Genomic DNA, 18,972 nt, shown 5'->3' on the forward strand with positions numbered 1-18,972 from the left:
CGGATCATTTGGCGCTGTAGGTGCCGACCGTTGGTCGGCACGCTCTGGATCGGATCTTTTGACGCTGTGGGTGCCGACCGTTGGTCGGCACTCGGTGCCCACATCCACGCATGGCGTGGATCTACAAATCCTGCAACACCACCTGCGCCGCATTGTGCCCCGGTGCTCCGGTCACGCCACCGCCGGGATGGGTGCCCGAGCCACACAGGTACAGCCCCGGCAGCGCACCACGATAGCCCGCCTGGCCGACCATCGGCCGCGCCGAGAACAGCTGGTTGGCGCTGAGCGCACCGTGGAAGATGTCGCCGCCGATCAGGCCAAAGGTGCGTTCCAGGTCCAGCGGTGACAGCACCTGCCGGCCGAGCACGCTGGCCGCGAAGCCCGGCGCGTGCTGCTCGACCGTGGCGATCATCAGGTCGGCCACTTCATCGCGATGATCATCCCAGTGCCGCCCGCCGGGCAGCACCGGCGCGACGTGCTGGCAGAACAGGCTGGCCACATGCTGCCCGGGCGGGGCCAGCGAATCGTCCAGCGTGCTGGGAATCAGCATCTCCACGATCGGTTCGCGCGACCAGCCCTCGCGGCGTGCATCCAGCCAGGCGCGGTCCATGTACTCCAGGCTGGGCGCCATGATGATGCCGGCGCTGAGGTGATCGCCGGGGCCGGGCAGGGCGCGGAAATCCGGCAGCCGTGACAGTGCGACGTTCATCCGGAACGTGCCCGAGCCGCAGCGCCACTGCGCCATCCGCTCGCGCGTCGCCTGCGGTACCTCTGCCGGTTCCAGCAACCGCTCGTAGAGCAGCTTGGGATTGACGTTGGCGATCACCGCGCGTGCGCGCAGGTTTTCGCCGTTGTCCAGTTCCACGCCGGCCGCACGGCCCTGCTCGACCAGAACGCGCCGCACACCGGCACCCACGCGCAGTTCGGCGCCGGCGTCGCGCGCCGACGCGGCAATGGCCTGGCTGATCGCGCCCATGCCACCGATCGCATGGCCCCAGGCACCCTTTACGCCGTTGCACTGGCCGAACACGTGGTGCAGCAGCACGTACGCACTGCCCGGCGTGTACGGGCTGGCGAAATTGCCGACGATGCCATCGAAGCCAAACAGCGCCTTGATCGGTTCGCTCTCGAACCAGCGGTCCAGGTACTCGGCGGCCGACAGCGTGAACAGGTCCAGCAGCTCCTGCCGCAGCGAAGCGTCCAGCGTGGCCAGTTCGCGGCCGAGGCGCCCCATCTGCCAGAGCGCGGGCAGGGCACGCCATCCGCCGGCCACGCCCAGGTCCGGTGGCGCACGCAGTGCCCATGCGCGCAGCACGTCGGCGAAGATCTCCAGCCGCGCTTCGTACTCGGGAAGCCGCTGTGCATCGCGCGCTGAGAACTTCGCGACCTCGGCCTGGGTGCGGCCCGCTGCCGACAGCAGGTAGCGGCCATCGTCCAGCGGCAGGAAGTTGTTGGCCGGCCGGTTGATGATGCGAAGGCCATGGGCGTGCAGCTGCAGGTCGTCGATCACCTTCGGCTGCAGCAGCGACACGGTGTAGGACGCCACCGAGTTGCGGAAGCCGGGATGGAACTCCTCGGTAACCGCCGCTCCGCCCAGTACGTTGCGCCGCTCCAGCACCAGCACCTTCTTTCCCGCTCGCGCCAGGTAGGCCGCACACACCAGCCCGTTGTGGCCGCCGCCGACGATGATGGCATCCCACTGGCTCATGCCTGGGCGATCGCCGCTTCGATGGTGGCGATGTCGATCTTCTTCATCGGCATCATCGCGTTGAAGGCGCGCTTGGCCAGTGCCTTGTCCGTGCTGGTCACCGCCTCGATCAGCATGCGCGGGCTGATCTGCCAGGAGACGCCCCAGCGGTCCTTGCACCAGCCGCAGTCGCTTTCCTGGCCGCCGTTGCCGACGATGGCATTCCACAGGCGATCCGTTTCGGCCTGGTCGGTGGTCTGGATCTGGAACGAGAACGCCTCGTTGTGCTTGAAGGCCGGGCCGCCATTGAGGCCGACGCAGGCCACGCCACAGACGGTGAACTCGACGGTGAGCACGGCGCCTTCCTGGCCGGCCGGGTAGTCCCCGGGTGCGTGGTGGACGGCGGTCACCGCGCTGTCGGGGAAGGTGTTGGCGTAGAAGGTGGCAGCCTCCAGCGCGTCCTTGTCGTACCACACGCAGATGATGTTCCTGATGGCCATGAGCGGCTCCGCAGCGGGCGAAGGCGCAGCGATAGCACGGGCGGTGTTAATGCCGGATCGTGCTGCATTGCAGGACCGCGCTACCATCCGGCGGGAGAGCAGTTCCCTCCATGGCAGCACGACAAGGACGATGCGTGAAGATCCTGATCCTGGGCGGATATGGTGTATTTGGAGGGCGCCTGGTGCAGTTGCTGGCGGATCTGCCGCAGCTGGAGCTGCTGGTAGCCGGGCGCACCCTGGCGGCGGCCGAGGCGTTCTGCCTGGCGTACCGCGGCCAATCCACGCTGCGGCCCTTGCGGGTGGACCGGCAGCAGCTGGCGCCGACGTTGCAGGCCGAACGGCCCGACCTGGTGGTCGATGCATCCGGCCCCTTCCAGGATTACGGCCGCCAGCGCTATGCAGCCATCGAAGCCTGCATCGCCGCCGGCATTGATTACCTGGACTTTGCCGACGCGGCAGATTTCGTTTCGGGTGTCCCGCAGTTCGACGCGCAGGCGCGGGCGGCCGGCGTCTACGTGCTGTCCGGGGTCAGCAGCTTCCCGGTGCTGACCGCTGCGGTGCTGCGGGTGATGGCCACGCGCATGGACATCCTCAGCGTGGAAGGCGGCATCGCGCCGTCACCGTATGCGGGCATCGGCCTGAACGTGATGCGTGCGGTGGTGGGCTATGCCGGCGCGCCGGTGAAGCTGCGCCGTGGTGCGCGCGACAGCCACGGCGTGGGCCTGGCCGAGAGCCGCCGCTTCACCGTCGCGGTGCCGGGCCGGATACCGCTGCGCAACCTGCATTTCTCGCTGGTGGACGTGCCCGACCTGCAGGTGCTGCCGCCGGAACACCCGACGCTCACCGATATCTGGATCGGCGCCGGTCCGGTGCCGGAAGTCCTGCACCGCATCCTCAACCTGTTGGCCAAGGCCCGCCAACGACTGCGCCTGCCATCGCTGGAACCGTGCTCGCAGCTGTTCTACACCGTGCTGAACCTGATGAAGTTCGGCGAGCATCGCGGCGGCATGATCGTGCGCGCGGTCGGTGTGCGTGACGGTGCGCCGGTACGCCAGAGCTGGCATCTGCTGGCCGAGGCCGATGATGGCCCCTACATTCCATCGATGGCCATCGAAGCGCTGATCCGCAAGCAGCTCCTCGGCGAGCGGCCAGCGCCCGGTGCGCGCCCCGCGACGCACGCGCTGGAGCTGGCCGACTACGATCGACTGTTTGCCGGCCGCACCATCCATACCGGCTTCCGCCACGACATGCCCGGCGCCAGCCTGTACCAGCGCGTGCTGGGGGACGCCTATGCGCGGCTGCCAGCGGCCGTGCAGGCGCTGCATGCGCCCGGCGCGGCGCGGTGCTGGCAGGGCAGGGCGCGGGTGCAGCGCGGCCGAGGCCTGCTGTCACGTCTGCTGGGCGCGCTGTTTGGTTTTCCGGCGGCGGGCGAGCAGGTGCCGGTCAGCGTTGAGTTCACGCCGGAAGTCGGCGGCGAGCGCTGGACGCGCACGTTTGCCGGCCGCCGTTTTTCCTCGCTGCAGACCGAAGGCCGCGGCCGCAACGAGGCGCTGCTGGTCGAGCGCTTCGGTGCGGTGTCAGTGGCCCTGGCCGTCGTGGTCGAGGGCGGCCGGCTGCAGCTGGTACCACGCCGCTGGTCGCTGCTCGGCATTCCGCTGCCACGCGCGCTGCTGCCGGGTGAGAACAGCTTCGAGTCGGAAGTGGACGGGCGTTTCGTGTTCGATGTCGAGATCGGCGCGCCGCTGGTCGGCCGCATCGTGCACTACCGGGGAACGCTGGAACCAGGGTGAGGGGCACTGATGCAGGCGTGCCTGCATCGGGCGTGTCGCAATCGGAACCAAGCGCTGTCGCTTCCTGCTTTGGCCGTCGCGCTCGTGCTGTGCTGGCGTGACGCATGCCGCCCGTCATGGATCGGTTTGGGCATGACCCTGATCGTGTCCACGGTTCGCTGTTTCTCCAGGGTTTTCAATCGCATGGCGTGAGCTCCGGTGCACGCTGGGGCGTGCGGCGTGGCGCATCCAACCCGGTTTACCGAGGGGCGAGGCACTGACTCGCAGGGTTTCGCCGTGCATATATCTCCTGGTCAGTCCCACGCGGACAGCGGTTCTCTCTTCGCACGGGTTGGCCTGGCCCTGATCGCTGTCGGGCCGTTTTTCGCAGTCCTGCCTGCATGGGGCTGCGGCGCCTTTTCCGTCGCCGTACTTCTTTCCCCGGGAATCGAGGAAACCGAAAGCATTAACTCAGTAAACCTTTCGAATATCCCGGATTCGCGGCACGGATTCTCTCGAATATCGCCGTCGATAAGCGGTCAAATATGCCCGCAAAAGTCTCAGTTGAATGGAATGTAAACAATTGTTTTCTTTTGTATCAGGAAAAAATCAATTAAATCAACAAGATAAAATATTTGCTATCAACCCTTGCAAGTTAAACTTTTATGAAATTAATATTCTATTCAGCTGCTACGAAGATGAAACGCTGATGCAGCGAGTCTGAAAAACGAGTGTGTCTTTTCACGGAACAAGGAATTTTCATGACCTATAGCAAGACGGCCATCCGGCTGAAGCGCACGGCACTTGCCGCTGTCCTGACCTCCTTCATCGGCGCCGCCGCGGCGCAGAGCACCACCGGTTCCCTGTATGGCAACGCCCCGGCCGCCGCAGGCGCCACGGTCGTCGTACAGAGCGACTCGGGCCTCAAGCGCAGCGCGAACGTCGATGCAAACGGCCGCTACAACCTGGGTTCACTGCCGGTGGGCCGGTACTCCATCACCCTCGAGCGTGACGGGCAGGTGGTAGAGCAACGCGACAACGTGCTGCTGAAGGTCGGCGTAGGCACGGAAGTCTCCTTTGGCCAGTCCGCCAGCGGCGGTGCCACCAACCTCGACGCGGTGAACGTCACTGCGGCCAACATCCCGAAGATCGACGTGACCAACACGGTCTCCAAGTCGGTCATCACCTCCGAACAGCTCGATGTCCTGCCGCTGGGCCGCAGCGCCGAAGCGATCGCCCTGCTCGCGCCAGGCGTTGTCGCCGGCAGTGGCGAGTTCTCCAATGGGTCGCGCTCGGTGCTGTCGTTCGGCGGCTCCAGTGTCACCGAGAACGCGTACTACCTGAACGGCTTCAACGCGACCAATCCGCTCAATGCAATGGGCGGTGTCAGCCTGCCGTATGGCTCGATCGACCAGCAGGAAACCTTCATGGGTGGCTACGGCGCGGGCTACGGCCGTTCCACCGGCGGCGTGATCAACCAGCTCGGCAAGCGCGGTACCAATGAATGGAAGTTCGGCTTCCAGACCACCTGGTCGCCCGATTCGCTGGCCGAATCGCCGCGCGACATCTACTACCCCAACCACACCGCGCCGCCGGGTCTCGAACTCGAAGATCCTACCGGCACGGTCGCCGGCTCCCTGTACCGCTCGCGCAAGGGCGACAAGGCGACCCGCACCACCTACAGCGGCTATGTCAGCGGCCCGCTGATCGAGGATCGCCTGTTCATCCACCTCGCCGCCGAGAAGGATCGCAACGAGGGCGTGTCCACCAGTGCTGCCGAAGCCGCACAGCAGATCCGCAGCCACTACGCCTACGACACGCCGAAGTTCTACGGCAAGATCGACTGGAACATCAACGACAACAACACGCTGGAATACACCCGGCTGCAGAACACGGACCGCTACGGCAGCTACTACCGTGATTTCGACTACGACACGATGAGCGAGGGCGAGCGCACCGGTACCTTCGCCAACACGACCAAGCTCAAGGACGAGTTCGACATCTTCAAGTACACCGGGTACCTGACCGATGACCTGACCCTGAGCGCGGTGTGGGGCCGCAGCAAGGAAACCAACCTGGAATCCAATCCGAAGGATTCGGCCAACCCCTACATCAGCGGCCCGACCAGCCAGGATCCGTCGATTACCGGTGGTACGCCGATCCGCAACGACCAGACCGCGCTGTACACCAAGTCGCTTGATGCGGGCAGCAAGACCCGCGGCCTGCGCGTGGACCTGCAGTACCGCATCGGCAGCCATGAGCTGACCGCCGGTATCGACAACATGACCTACCAGGCCCACAACGAAGGGCAGGCGATGACCGGCCCGGGTTACGCCTGGATCTATTCGCGCATCGCACCGGGTTCGTCGCCGGCGCCGGCGTTCGACGTTGCCGCGCCGGGTGGTGATGGCTACTACGTCTACAAGTACATCTTCTCCACCACCACCAGCATGTCGGTGGAACAGAAGGCCTACTACCTGGAAGACCGCTGGCAGGTCAGCCCGAACTGGCTGCTGACCCTGGGCCTGCGCAACGACAAGTTCACCAACTACAACAGCTCGGCCATTGCCTACGTTGAAAGTGGTGACCAGTGGGCCCCGCGCCTGGGCGCCAGCTGGGATGTCTTTGGCGATTCGTCGTTGAAGGTGTTCGCCAACCTCGGCCGCTACTACCTGGCCCTGCCCAACAGCGTGGCCATCCGTGGCGCATCGGCGTCGACCTATACCAGTGAGTACTTCACCTACGGTGGCATCGATGCCAACGGCAACCCGACCGACCTGACCGCACTGGGCCCGGGCCCGGTATCGACCAACAACGAGTACGGCGTTGCGCCCGATCCGTTGTCGGTTGCACCGACCGACCTGAAGTCGCAGTACCAGGATGAGTTCATCATGGGCTTCGAAAAGACCCTGGGTTCGTCCTGGAACACGGGTGCGAAGTTCACCTACCGTCGCCTGCAGACCGCCATCGACGATACCTGCGACTCCGACCAGATCTACGCAAAGCTCGATGCGATGGGCGTTGATACGGACGGCCTGGAAGTGCCGGGCTGCGTGATCTTCAACCCGGGCAAGACCAATACCTTCATGGTCAAGCACAGCGATGGCTCGGGTTACACGCCGGTGCAGATGAGCTCGTCGGACTGGGGCTACAACGGCAACAAGGCCAAGCGCAGCTACGTTGCAGTCGATCTGTTCATCGAGCATCCGCTGAGTGACAAGTGGTACGGCCGCCTGGATTACACCTGGTCGCGCAGCTACGGCAACACCGAAGGCCAGGTCAAGTCGGACATCGGCCAGGATGAAGCGGCCAAGACCCAGGACTGGGATTCCTACTACCTGATGGAGTACGCCGGTGGCTACCTCGCCAACGACCGTCGCCACCAGCTGAAGGGCTACGGCGCGTACCAGTTCAACGATGAGTGGACGGCGTCGGCCACCCTGCGCGTCACCTCGGGCATGCCGAAGAGCTGCCTCGGCTATTACGGCGCGGATGGCAGCGATCCGATCGGCTATCGGTCGTCGTACCACTACTGCAACGGCGAGCCGTCGCGCCCGGGTGATGCCGGCCGCCAGCCGTGGACCTACCGCTTGGACCTGGGCGTGATGTACCGCCCGGCCTTTGCCGACCACAAGCTGGCATTCGGCCTGGACGTGTTCAACGTGCTCAACCAGCGCCGCGCGGTCCAGTCCGATCCGACGTATGAATCGGGCCAGCACACGGTCTCCAATACCTACGGTATCGGCACCTTCTACACCGCACCGCGTTCGGTGCGCCTGAGTGCGTCCTACGATTTCTGATGTAAAACCCGCTCTCTTTCAGTAGGACGTTTGACCCCGGCATCTGCCGGGGTCTTTTTATGTGCGGGCACCGCCCACGAAAAAGGCGCCCTGCGGCGCCTTCTTCGTTACTGCACTACGCTCGTGGTCAGCGCCAGACCTTGATCTGCTCGGCGTCGGTGCGCTGCATCGGCTGGCCGGCCTTGCAGCTGAAGGTCGCGCCGAACGCCGGCAGGTTCGACAGCGGGCCGTTGGTGCGCCAGCGGCCCGGTGCACGGATGTCGGCGGTCAGGCGGCGAGCGGCTTCGTTCGGCGACAGCTGCTGCGGCCACAGTGCAGCCCAGGCGCGGAAGAAGCCCTGCTGCTGCGCCGGCTTGGCCTTCGGCTCCTGCGCGGTGTAGGCCGCCCAGGCCAGTTCCAGGCCGGCGATGTCGGCCAGGTTCTCTTCCTGGGTCAGCGTGCCGTTGACCTTGGCACCCTTCACGCCGGGGAATTCGTAGGCGCCGTACTGCGCGGCCACGCGGCTGCCGAGCAGGGTCCAGGCGGTCTTGTCGGCCGGGCTCCACCAGCTGCGCAGTTCACCCTTGGCATCGACCAGGGCGCCCTTGGCATCGATGGCACGGTTCAGTTCGTGGCCGACCAGGCCACCGAAGCTGCCGAACTTGTCGGCGGCATCGGCCTTGGCGTTGAACACCGGGCCCTGCAGGATGGCGGCGGTGACGATCAGGCGGTTCTGCGCCAGGTCGTAGGCCAGCGACGGCTGCTGCGGCAGCACGTCCCAGCGGCGGTCGGCGTTGCCCTTGCCGATGCGCTTCATTTCCTCGCGGTGGCGCCAAGTCGAAGCGATCAGCATGTTGCCGCCGAACGAGCCACGGCCCATCGGCTGCACGGTGTAGTCCAGGTCGCGCAGCGGGGTGCCGATCTCGATCTTCAGCGCGCCCAGCTTGGCCTGTGCTTCGGCCTTGGCCTCGGCGCTCATCCAGGTGCTGTTCTTGACCGCCTCGATCTGCACTTCACGCACCTTGTCGACGATCCACGCCGCCTGGCGACGGTCTTCGGCGGACAGGTAGCGGGCGGCGTACTCGCGGCCGACCATCGGGCCGGCGGCCACGTTGATGGCATCCAGGACGCTTTCCCAGCGCTGCGCGGGCAGGGTCTGGCCACGCAGCACGCGGCCGCGGAACTCGAACTCGGCGTCGCGGTAGGCCTTGGACAGGTACGGCGCCATCGAGTCGCCCACGCGCCAGCGCAGGTAAGCCTTCCACTGTTCCGGCTTGAGCTTGGTGACCATGGTGTCGAGCTGCTTGAACAGGCCCGGGTCCGCCAGCGAGACCAGGTCGTCGTTCACGCCCTGCACCTTCAGGAAGGCATCCAGCTGCAGGTTGCGGTAGCGGCTGTTCAGGTCCTTGGTGGAAATCGGCGCGTAGTTGTTGAACGGGTTGTTGATGCCGGCCAGCGACTGCGCGTTGCGGGCCAGTTCGGTTTCCAGTTCGATCACCGACTGCGATTCGGCATCCAGCTTGGCTGCCGGGGTGCCGGTCAGGGCCAGGATCTGCTTGACGTAGTTGCGGTAGCGGCCCATCAGGGCCACGGTGTCGGCGTCGCTACGGGTGTAGAACGCCGGGTCGGGCAGGCCCATGCCGCCCTGCATGAAGTAGCCAATGTGGCGGTCCAGCGCCTTCAGGTCCACGTCCGGGCCGAAGTTGAAGGCCACCGGGATGCCGACCTGGTGCAGCGCGGCGATCGAGGCCGGCACGTCCTTGGCCTTCTTGATCGCATTGATGCGGGTCAGCAGCGGGGCGATCGGGTTGGAGCCATCGGCTTCCACCGCAGCTTCGTCCAGGCCGCTGGCCCAGAAGTCGCCCAGCAGCTTCTGCACGTTGCCCTGCGGCGCCTTCATCGAGGCGTCCAGCAGTTCACGCTGCTGCTGGCGGCTGCGGTCGACCAGCTGGCCCAGTGCGGTGGCGGCGCCGGACTGCGGCACCGGGTTGGCCTTCAGCCAGTCCGCGTTGGTGGCATCGTAGAAATCGCTGCACTGGGCGCTGACGGCCGGGGCGCGCACGGCCTTCTTCTTGGCGGCGAACGCATCGTGGGTCGGGACCAGGGTCGCCAGGCTGATACCCAGGGCGACGGCAAGCGGACGGAAATTGGGCATGTAGAACGAATCCGTGATGGATTGAGGGCGGGCGAACTATAGCAAGCCGTGCATGGGCACGGGATGCATGCGTCACGTCGCATCCGCCGGGCATGGCCCGGCGCTACCGGGGGGTGTGGCATGGGCACGGGATGCATGTGTCACGTCGCATCCGCCGGGCATGGCCCGGCGCTACCGGGGGGTGTGGCATGGGCACGGGATGCATGCGTCACGTCACATCCGCCGGGCATGGCCCGGCGCTACCGGGGTGTGTGGCATGGGCACGGGATGCATGCGTCACGTCACATCCGCCGGGCATGGCCCGGCGCTACCGGGTGGCATGGCCAGTAGATCCACGCCATGCGTGGATGGCCGGAGCCGCCAAAAACAAAGGCCCGGGAAATCCCGGGCCTTCGAGGGTCTGCCTTGGCGTCAGCCGCGGCTTACCAGATCACCACCTGCTGGTCGCCGGTGCGGGCCATCGGCGAGCCGGCCTTGCACTGGAATGCAGCGGCGAAGGTCGGCAGGTTCGACGGCGCACCCATGGCGCGGAACTGCGCCGGGGCGTGCGGGTCGGTGGCCAGGCGGACCTTGGCGTTTTCAGCGGTGTACTTGGTGCGCCACACGGTGGCCCAGTTGAAGAAGAAGCGCTGGTCGCGGGTGAAGCCATCGACCTTCGGATCTTCCTTGCCGGCGGTGGCCTTCTGCAGGGCGTCGTAGGCGGTGGCCAGGCCACCCAGGTCGGCGATGTTCTCGCCCAGGGTCAGGTGGCCGTTCACGGCCTGGCCGTCGACCTTGTACTGGTCGAACTGCTTGACCAGCTTGCCGGTCAGGCCTTCGAAGTTCTTCTTGTCAGCCGGGGTCCACCAGTCTTCCAGGTTGCCGGTCGGCCCGAAGCGTGCGCCCTGGTCGTCGTAACCGTGGGTCATTTCGTGGCCGATCACTGCGCCGATGCCGCCGTAGTTCAGGGCGTCGTCGGCCTTCGGGTCGAAGAACGGCGGCTGCAGGATGGCGGCCGGGAACACGATCTCGTTCTGCAGCGGGTTGTAGTAGGCGTTGACCGTCTGCGGGGTCATGCCCCACTCGGTCTTGTCCACCGGCTTGCCGACCTTGGACAGGTTGAACTTGTAGTTGAACTCGTTGGCGGCGCGCACGTTGCCCAGGTAGCTGTCGCGCTGGGTCTGCAGGCCGGCCCAGTCACGCCACTTGTCCGGGTAACCGATCTTCGGGGTGAAGGTTTCCCACTTGGCGATGGCCTTGGCCTTGGTCTCGTCGCTCATCCAGCTCAGGCCCTGGATGCGTTCCTTCAGCGACGCGGCCAGGTTCTTCACCAGTTCTTCCATCTTCGCCTTGGCTTCCGGCGAGAAGGCGACCTTCACGTACAGCTGGCCGAAGGCTTCGCCGGCATCGTTCTCGATGGTGCCCAGCACGCGCTTCCAGCGCGGCTTCTGTTCCTTCTGGCCATTGAGGGTCTTGCCGTAGAACTCGTAGTTCTCCTGCACGAAGGCGTCGGCCAGGTACGGCGAGGCGCCATCAACGGTGTGGAAGCGCAGGTAGGCGCGCCAGACCGACGGATCGGTGTCGCCCAGTGCCTTGCTCACTTCCTCGTGGAAGGCCGGCATGGCCAGCGAGAACTTCTCCGGTGCGGCAACGCCCTGCGACTTGAAGAACTCGGTCCAGCTGAAGTTCGGGGTCAGCTTGTCGGCGTCGGCCAGGGTGACCGGGTTGTAGAACAGCTCGACGTTGCGCGACAGGTCGACGCGCGACTTGGAGGCCTTGGCCAGGCGGGTCTCGAACTTGACCACGTCCTCGGCCTGCTTGGCGGCATCGGCAGCGGCCACGCCCGACAGTTCCAGCACCTTGGCGACGTGCGCCTGGTAGGCCTTCAGCTTGTCGGCGTTCTTGGTGTCGGTGTAATAGGTGGTGTCCGGCAGGCCCAGGCCGCCCTGGCTGGCGTAGGCCATGTTCATGGCCGAGTTCTTGAAGTCCGCTTCGGCGCCGAAGCCGAACAGGACGTTGTCGCCCTTGGCTGCGCTGGTGCGCAGGTAATCGGCGATGGCGGCCTTGTCCTGCAGGCCGTCGATGGCGGCCAGGTCAGCCTTCAGCGGCTCGATACCCTGGGCGTTGATCTTGGCTTCGTCCATGCCGGTGGCCCACAGGTCGCCGACGATCTTCTCGATGTGGTTCGGGTTCTTGACCTGGGCAAGCTGCTCGGCCAGCTGGTGCTGCACGGCCACCGAACGCTCGTCGAGGATGGTGAAGGCGCCCCAGCTGGTGCGGTCGCCCGGAATTTCATTGGCGGCCAGCCACTTGCTGTTGACGTAGTCGCCAAAGGCGCCGCAGGCGTCCATCGCGCTGTCCAGGTCACTGGCCTGGAAGGCGTTGTAGGCCGGCAGCTTGGCCTCGTCCAGCTTGTAGGTGGTGGCCTGGTCAGTGGCGGCCGGCGTGGAGGCGGTGGCGTCCTTTGCCGGGGTGTCGGTCTTGCCGCAGCCGACCAGCGCGGCCGAAACGGCCAGGGTCAGCAGCACGATCTTGGGAGTACGGGTCACTTGAATGGCCTCCAGGCCGGGTGATTCAGGGAAGGGCCGTTTGGGGCGGCCGTGGGCCGAACGATACGCCGCTGGCCCGCCCTGCAAGGGTGTCGAAGGTCATGGCCGGGCGCAAGGGCCGGGCGGGGCCCATAAAAAGACAGACCCGGCAAAAGCCGGGCCTGTCGGGGTATTGCGGTCCTGACGGGATCAGAACTTGTAGGTCACGCCCACGTAGGCATAACGGCCGACCATGTCGTAGTAGGACGAGCCCAGATCGGTGCCGAAGTAGTTCACCGGCGGATCCTTGTCGAACACGTTGTCCACGCCCAGGTAGACCTCCACGCCGGAGTCCGCGATCTTATAGCCGACCTGCATGTTGTGGTACAGGTACGACGGGTTGCGGATCGGGCTCTGCGAACCCGGGTTGGACTTGTAGCTGTCCGGGGTCACGCGCAGGTTGCCGTCGACGTAGATCATGTCCCACTTCGCGCGGAAGTTGCCCAGGTCATAGTTGACGTTGAACTGGCCGCGCCAGCGCGGATCGCTGTAGTAGGTGACGTACTCGGTGAACTCATCCGGGAACGCCTGGAAGGCCCACTCACGCGACTGGATCAGGCGGGTACCGACCAGGCGCAGGGTGGTGTTGCCGCCTGCCAGCTGGAAGCGGTAGTCCATTTCCACGTCGACGCCGACGCGGCGGGACTTGGCCAGGTTCTCGGCAAGCGCGGTCCAGCCGATGATGCTGTACGGGGTGCCTGCGGTGCCGCTGGCGCGGACCACCATGTCGCAGAACGAGTTGTTCTGCACGCCGCCGGGCGAGTCAACGCAACGGGTTGCGTTGGTCTGCGCGGTCACCGAACCGATCGCGTCTTCCAGCGTGATGCGCCAGTAGTCCATCGACATGCCGAAGCCGTCCAGGAACTCAGGCTGCCACACGAAGCCCATCGTCACCGACTTGGAGCGTTCCGGCTTCAGGTCCGGGTTGCCGCCGCTGACGCCCGGGCGGGTCGCCGTGTAGGTGTCCACCCAGTTGCTCGGGATGCCCAGCGCGGCGCAGTTGGCTGCACGCAGTGCCGGATCCTTCGCGGTGCCCGGACGGTTCGAGTTGGTCGACAGCGTGTTGCAGGGGTCGTTGATGGTCGCGAAGTTCTGCGACTGCGGGTTGAACAGTTCGCCGATGCTCGGGGCGCGGACGGCCTTGGCCAGGCTGGCGCGGAAGCGCAGGGAGCTCAGCACTTCCCAATCCAGGCCGACGTTCCAGGTCTTGGTTTCGCCGATGGTGCTGTAGTCCGAGTAACGACCGGCCAGATCCAGGTTCAGGCGGCGGATGCCCGGGATGTCGGCCAGCAGCGGCACCGAGGTTTCCACGAAGGCTTCCTTGGTGTCGTACTCGCCACCACGGCTCGGGATGGCGTTCAGGAAGGTCAGGCCCATCGCCGACAGCGGATCGGTGTTTTCCTGGCTCTGTTCCTTGCGGTACTCCACGCCTGCTGCGATGCCCATGTCACCGGCCGGCAGCGAGAACAGCGAGCCGTTGGCCACCGAGGCGCTGAACACCTGCTGCTTCAGCTTGGACTGGTTCAGCGAGTTGGTGTTGAACCATGCAGCTGCTTCCGGGCTGACCTTGCCGTTGCCCATCACGTTGAACGGAACGCAGCCGGCGACCAGGGCGGCCGAGTAGGCGCGGCCGGTATACGGGTTGACGGCGTTGGGGTTCAGCGTCGAGCGGCAGACGATCTGGCCATTGGCCGGATTGATGACGGCATCCAGACCGGCCTGCCAACGCTCTTCAATGCGGTTGTTGAAGTTGACGCGGTCGATGGTGGTCTGGCCGAAGTTGGCCGAAGCCTCGTAGGTCCAGTCGGCGCCCAGGTTGCCTTCCAGGCCCAGCACGGCACGTGCGGTGGAGCGCTCGACGTTCTCGCCGCGGCGGCCGGAATCAACGTTGAAGCGCGACACGAGCAGGGTGCTCAGGCCGTTCGCGTCCATCAGGGCGCCCAGCTCCGGGGTCACGTACGCATTGTCGCGCTGGATGCGCAGGGCGCGCGCGGTACCCACCTGGTCGAAGGTCGGCTGGCCGAAGAACTCCGATTCGGTCTTGGTGTACTTGCCTTCGAAGAACAGGCGGTGGTCGTCGTTCAGATCGAAGTTGACGGCGGTGTTGAAGCTGAAGCGGTTGAACGCCGGCTCCAGATCCGCGACGGCATTCAGATCGGCGAAATCGCAGTTCGTACAGGTGTTCGCGCTGACGATCGTGCCGTCATAGCGGTTCTTGCGGAACGTGCCATCGGGATTGAACACATAGCGGTTCGAACCGTCAGCGCGGAATGCGCCGAGGGTGAACGTGCCGCCGTAGGACAGCGCATGGTTGCCGCCCGGACCCTGCAGGATGGTCTGCGGGTTGCTTTCGCTCGGCGGCTTGGTGCGGTCATAGTCCGGGTTGTTGACCGTGGTCAGGAACTCACGGCCGATCGCGCGATCACCACGGCCGTAGCGGCCCTGGGTGCTGTACTCCATCGCGATGGCGGCGCTGCCGCGGCCGTCGGCAAAGTCCTTGCCGCCGGAGAAGCTGATGAAGGAACGGTCGAAGCTGCCTTCCGATGCCGCGCCGCGCTGGGCGCGCAGTTCGAAGCCATCGAACTTCTTCTTCATGATGAAGTTGACCACGCCGGCAACCGCATCGGCGCCGTACACGGCGGATGCACCACCGGTGATCACTTCAACGCGCTCGATCCACTCGACCGGGATGGTGTTGACGTCCACGGCGGTGGAGCCCGGGCTGGCGCCCACGTGGCGGCGGCCGTTGACCAGCACCAGGGTGCGTGAGGTGCCCATGCCACGCAGATCCATCAGGCCCAGACCGGCGGTGCCGATGAAACGGGTCGAGTTGCCCATGGTGTAGGTCGGGGTGAGCTGCGGCATCTTTGCCATCAGGTCACCGATGTTCACCGCGCCGGTGCCACGGATTTCCTCGGCCGAGATGGCCGTGACCGGCGACGGGGTGACGAAACCGGTACGCGCGATACGCGAGCCGGTGACGGTGACCTTGTCCAGGTCGACGGCCCTGTTGCCGGTGGACTCGGCGTCCTGGGCGAAGGCCGGTGCTGCAGCGGCGGCCATCAGGCCGGCCAGCAGGGCGCAGGTCAGCGGGTGGCGACCGGGCGTGCGGTGAATCGTCATGCGTGAAACCCCCTAATGGATGTGAATGCTGGCTTCCGTGCCGTAGTTCTGTGTGCGTTCATGTGTCGTCCTGACTCGCCTCGAACCTAACACGGCCTTAACGATAAATGCATGTTTCCGTCACGCATTGACGCACTTCGTGTCCCAGTTGTTCATCAAATTGCAACAAATACAGAGGCTTAGTCTCAGTTGTGATGGTTACGTCTGTAAGCCAACAATAGGGATGAATAGGGGATTAAGCGAAGCTTTGCGCAGAAGTGGCGTGGGCTTTGCACAAACTGGCGTCTCGGGCGTCCGTCCGCGCGTCGGCTGCCGGGCTGAAGACAAAAGAAAAGGGCGGCCGAAGCCGCCCTTTTCATGTTGACGTTGTCGCCGGTCAGAACTTGTAGGAAACCCGGGCGAAGAACGTACGGCCGTACCAGTCGTACTGCGACGCGTACAGCGGGGTGTTGCCGTAGCGGGTACCGGCGGTGTTGGAAATCAGGTCCGGTGCCTTGTCGAGCAGGTTGCGCACGCCGACCATCAGGCTCCAGTCGTCCATGTTGTAGGCCACCGAGACGTTGTGGCGGAACTGCCAGCCGGCCTTGATGTCGCGCGTTGCGTTCTGGTAGCCGGAGTAGGTGAAGGTCCGGTCCAGATCCTTGTTCTGCGTGCTGCTGTTGTAGACACCCTGCCAGTTGAAGGCCCAGTCACCGCGCTCCAGGCTCACGCTGGCCAGGCCGACGGTCTTCGGACGGCCGATATAGCCCACCTGGTCGGAGGTGGTGAAGCCGCTGTCAGCTGCCGAGTCGAACAGCTGGTAGGTGTCTTCCAGCGTGTAGGTGACCTGCGCTTCGGCGGACAACTTGCCGAAGGCGAAGTCGTTGTCGTAGTTGATCTGCAGGTCGTAGCCGCGGGTACGCTCGCGGTTGATGTTCACGTACTGGTTGTAGATGGTGGTGATCTGGTTCGGGTTGGCCGGATCGGTCGGGCTGTTGCGCACCAGGTTGTTGCAGAACGAGTTCGGGTACACGGCCGAACCGTAGCAGCCGAACACGATGTCGTATTCGTCAAGCTGGGTGATTTCGCCGCGCACGTCGTAGTCGAAGTAGTCCAGCGCGATGTTCAGGTTGGCGAAGGTCGGGGTCCACACCAGGCCCAGGGTCTTGGCCTTGGAGGTTTCCGGCTTCAGCTGGCCAGCGCCGCCACCGGAATAGATGGTGGCACTGCCACCGCCGCCGGCGTAGGTTTCCGGAATGCCAGCCGCGCCGCAGTTGGCGCGCAGGAAGTCGTTGTTGCTGTCGCCCCACAGGATGCAGGGGTCGATCTGGTTCTGGGCCAGGAAGCCGGTCTGGTTGCCCAGGTACAGCTCATACAGGCCCGGCGCACGGTAGGAGGTGCCCATGGTGCCGCGGACGCGCAGCGAGGGGACGATCTGCCAGTTCACGCCGGTCTTCCAGACCTTGTCCGAACCCGACACGGAGTCATATTCGAACACGCGGCCGGACAGGTTGACCGACAGCGATTCGATGCCCGGAATGCCCTTCAGCAGCGGCACGTCCACTTCGGCGAAGGCTTCCTTCACCTTGTCGGTGCCCTTGGTGATGTCGGCGGTGCTGGAACCCCAGATGTTGCCCGAGCGCGAGAACTCCGACGGGGTGTCGTTGATCTTGTACTTGCGGAACTCGACGCCGAAGGCCGAGGCGACGTCGCCGGCTGGCAGCGTGAACAGGTTGCCGCTGAGGATGGCGTTCGCACTGGTCTGTTCGTACACGGTGTTGCCAGTGTGGTACTGGCCGATCGCGTTCACCAGCTCGTCCATGCGCTGGCCGCTCAGGAAGCCGGCGTTGAAGTAGTCAACCGGCATGTCGCCGCTGTTGTCGTAGGACAGATCACCCGTACGGGTCGCATCGATGGCCAACGCACCGTAATCGCCGCTCGAGCGGCTGTAGCCGGCATTGATTTCCCAGGCCCAGCTCTCGGTGGACTTGAACTGGCCATCGAATTTGGTGGTGCCGTAGAAGTAGTCGACGGTGATCTTCTGGTCGCTCGGGAACGGCATGATGACCTGGTAGTAGTCATCGGCCGCTTCGCTGTACACGATCGGGAAGAACTGGCGCCAGGAGTGCGCCTTGGTCTCGCGGCGGTTGTACAGGAACTGCGTCTTCCAGTTGAAGCTGTCGAAGCTGAAATCGGTGGCGGCGTACAGCGTGGCACGTTCGCGCTGGTTGATCACTTCCTGGTCATGGTAGAACGGGAAGTTCAGCACGTCCTCGTAATAGGCCGTACCGCCATTGGCGTAGGTGGGGGTCGGGCGCGGACGCGGGCGGTAGCCCGGGAACGGACCGACAGTGCTGCCATCGGGCGAGGGCACGTAGCGGATCGCCGAGTTGTTGTAGTTGATGATGGTATTGGCGTACAGGTTGCCGGTGCTGCAGCCTGCCAGGTCGGTGCCGGCCAGGATCGAACGATCCTCGCGGTCGATACGCTTGCCGTCAGTGCCCCACACCATGTCCTGGGCGCAGGAGAAGAAGTCACGGTCGCCCACGGTCAGGGCGTTCAGGCGGTCCCACTGGGCCGCAGCAACGATGCTGCCCTTCTCGAAGTTCCAGCCGTTGGCGATCGAGGCAGAGAACTGCTCGCCGCCGCCGTGCTGCGGAACGCTCATGGAGTAGGTCATCTCCGGGCGGTCGATGCTCTTCTTGGTGATCAGGTTGACCACGCCGGCCAGAGCGTCCGAGCCGTAGATGGAGGACGAGCCGTCCTTCACGATTTCAATGCGCTGCAGGATGGCCTGCGGAATGACGTTCAGGTCGAATGAGCCGACCTGGCCACGGGTACCGGCCGGGCCGGGGCGCTGGCCGTCAAGCAGGACCAGGGTGCGGTTGGCGCCCAGGCCACGCAGCGAGACGGTCTGCACGCCGGTGCCGCCTTCGACGACGAAGCCGCCGAACTGGTTGTTCATCTGGGTCGAGCCAGCGGCGATCGCCGAGGTCTGCAGGAAGTCAGCGGTGTCGAACTGACCGGAGGCGATGCCCTTTTCGATCGAGATGACCTGCACCGGCGAGGTGGTTTCGTACTCCGGGCGCTTGATGAGCGAACCGGTGACGCTGATGGCATCCAGGTTGGTGGCGTTCTTGGACGCGCTGCTCGACGTGGTCGTCGGCTGCTGCGGTTCCGCTTCCTGGGCAAAGACGGGCGCGGCCTGCAGGCATGCGAGGACGGCGAGGGTCAATGGGACGCGGCTTGGCTTGATCTGGCGATTGGCGGTGCGCATTTCGGTTGGATCCCCACTTGTTATGCTTCGGTTAAGCGAGTGTAAGTAGGACGTTAGCTAAATGCAATATGAATACGAAAATTTATAACTCGTTGTTTTTAAAAGACATCCAGGGCTTTTGAAACAAAAAAACCCT

The 18,972-nt window shown here is 64.9% G+C and carries 8 protein-coding genes; 2 read left to right on the forward strand and 6 right to left on the reverse strand.

Annotated features, from left to right (window positions below; genetic code table 11):
* Window positions 1-121: 121 nt before the first annotated feature.
* Together C1926_RS02100 and C1926_RS02105 are read right to left on the reverse strand one after the other, a co-directional pair.
* Window positions 122-1,708, reverse strand: a complete 1,587-nt coding sequence (locus C1926_RS02100; protein WP_108758106.1) for an NAD(P)/FAD-dependent oxidoreductase — start codon at window positions 1,706-1,708, stop codon at window positions 122-124.
* Window positions 1,705-2,187, reverse strand: coding sequence for a VOC family protein (locus tag C1926_RS02105; RefSeq protein ID WP_108758107.1), 483 nt, complete (start codon window positions 2,185-2,187; stop codon window positions 1,705-1,707). Before C1926_RS02105 ends, C1926_RS02100 begins: the two co-directional genes overlap by 4 nt.
* A gap of 134 nt (window positions 2,188-2,321) precedes the next feature.
* Between C1926_RS02105 and C1926_RS02110 the strand changes: the two genes are divergently transcribed.
* A complete protein-coding gene (locus C1926_RS02110) occupies window positions 2,322-3,977 on the forward strand; it encodes an SDR family oxidoreductase (protein ID WP_108758108.1) in 1,656 nt (551 codons plus the stop codon).
* A 740-nt stretch (window positions 3,978-4,717) separates the two neighbouring features.
* The gene (locus C1926_RS02115) at window positions 4,718-7,756 is read left to right on the forward strand and encodes a TonB-dependent receptor (protein WP_108758109.1); all 3,039 of its coding nucleotides are present in this window, start codon (window positions 4,718-4,720) and stop codon (window positions 7,754-7,756) included.
* A gap of 127 nt (window positions 7,757-7,883) precedes the next feature.
* Here the strand turns inward: C1926_RS02115 and C1926_RS02120 are convergent, their stop codons facing one another.
* The 4 genes from C1926_RS02120 to C1926_RS02135 all read right to left on the reverse strand — a co-directional run bounded on the left by C1926_RS02120 (window position 7,884) and on the right by C1926_RS02135 (window position 18,836).
* A complete protein-coding gene (locus tag C1926_RS02120) occupies window positions 7,884-9,890 on the reverse strand; it encodes a M13 family metallopeptidase (protein ID WP_108758110.1) in 2,007 nt (668 codons plus the stop codon).
* A gap of 422 nt (window positions 9,891-10,312) precedes the next feature.
* Window positions 10,313-12,418 (reverse strand): M13-type metalloendopeptidase, encoded by a 2,106-nt coding sequence (locus C1926_RS02125; protein WP_108747114.1) that lies wholly within the window; start codon window positions 12,416-12,418, stop codon window positions 10,313-10,315.
* Window positions 12,419-12,607: 189 nt separating this feature from the next.
* On the reverse strand, window positions 12,608-15,580 hold the full coding sequence (locus C1926_RS02130; RefSeq protein WP_108758111.1) for a TonB-dependent receptor: 2,973 nt from the start codon (window positions 15,578-15,580) through the stop codon (window positions 12,608-12,610).
* Between the two features lie 376 nt (window positions 15,581-15,956).
* Window positions 15,957-18,836, reverse strand: a complete 2,880-nt coding sequence (locus C1926_RS02135) for a TonB-dependent receptor (RefSeq protein WP_108758112.1) — start codon at window positions 18,834-18,836, stop codon at window positions 15,957-15,959.
* Window positions 18,837-18,972 lie beyond the last annotated feature (136 nt).

The sequence above is a fragment of the Stenotrophomonas sp. ZAC14A_NAIMI4_1 genome, assembly GCF_003086915.1.
GTDB lineage: Bacteria > Pseudomonadota > Gammaproteobacteria > Xanthomonadales > Xanthomonadaceae > Stenotrophomonas.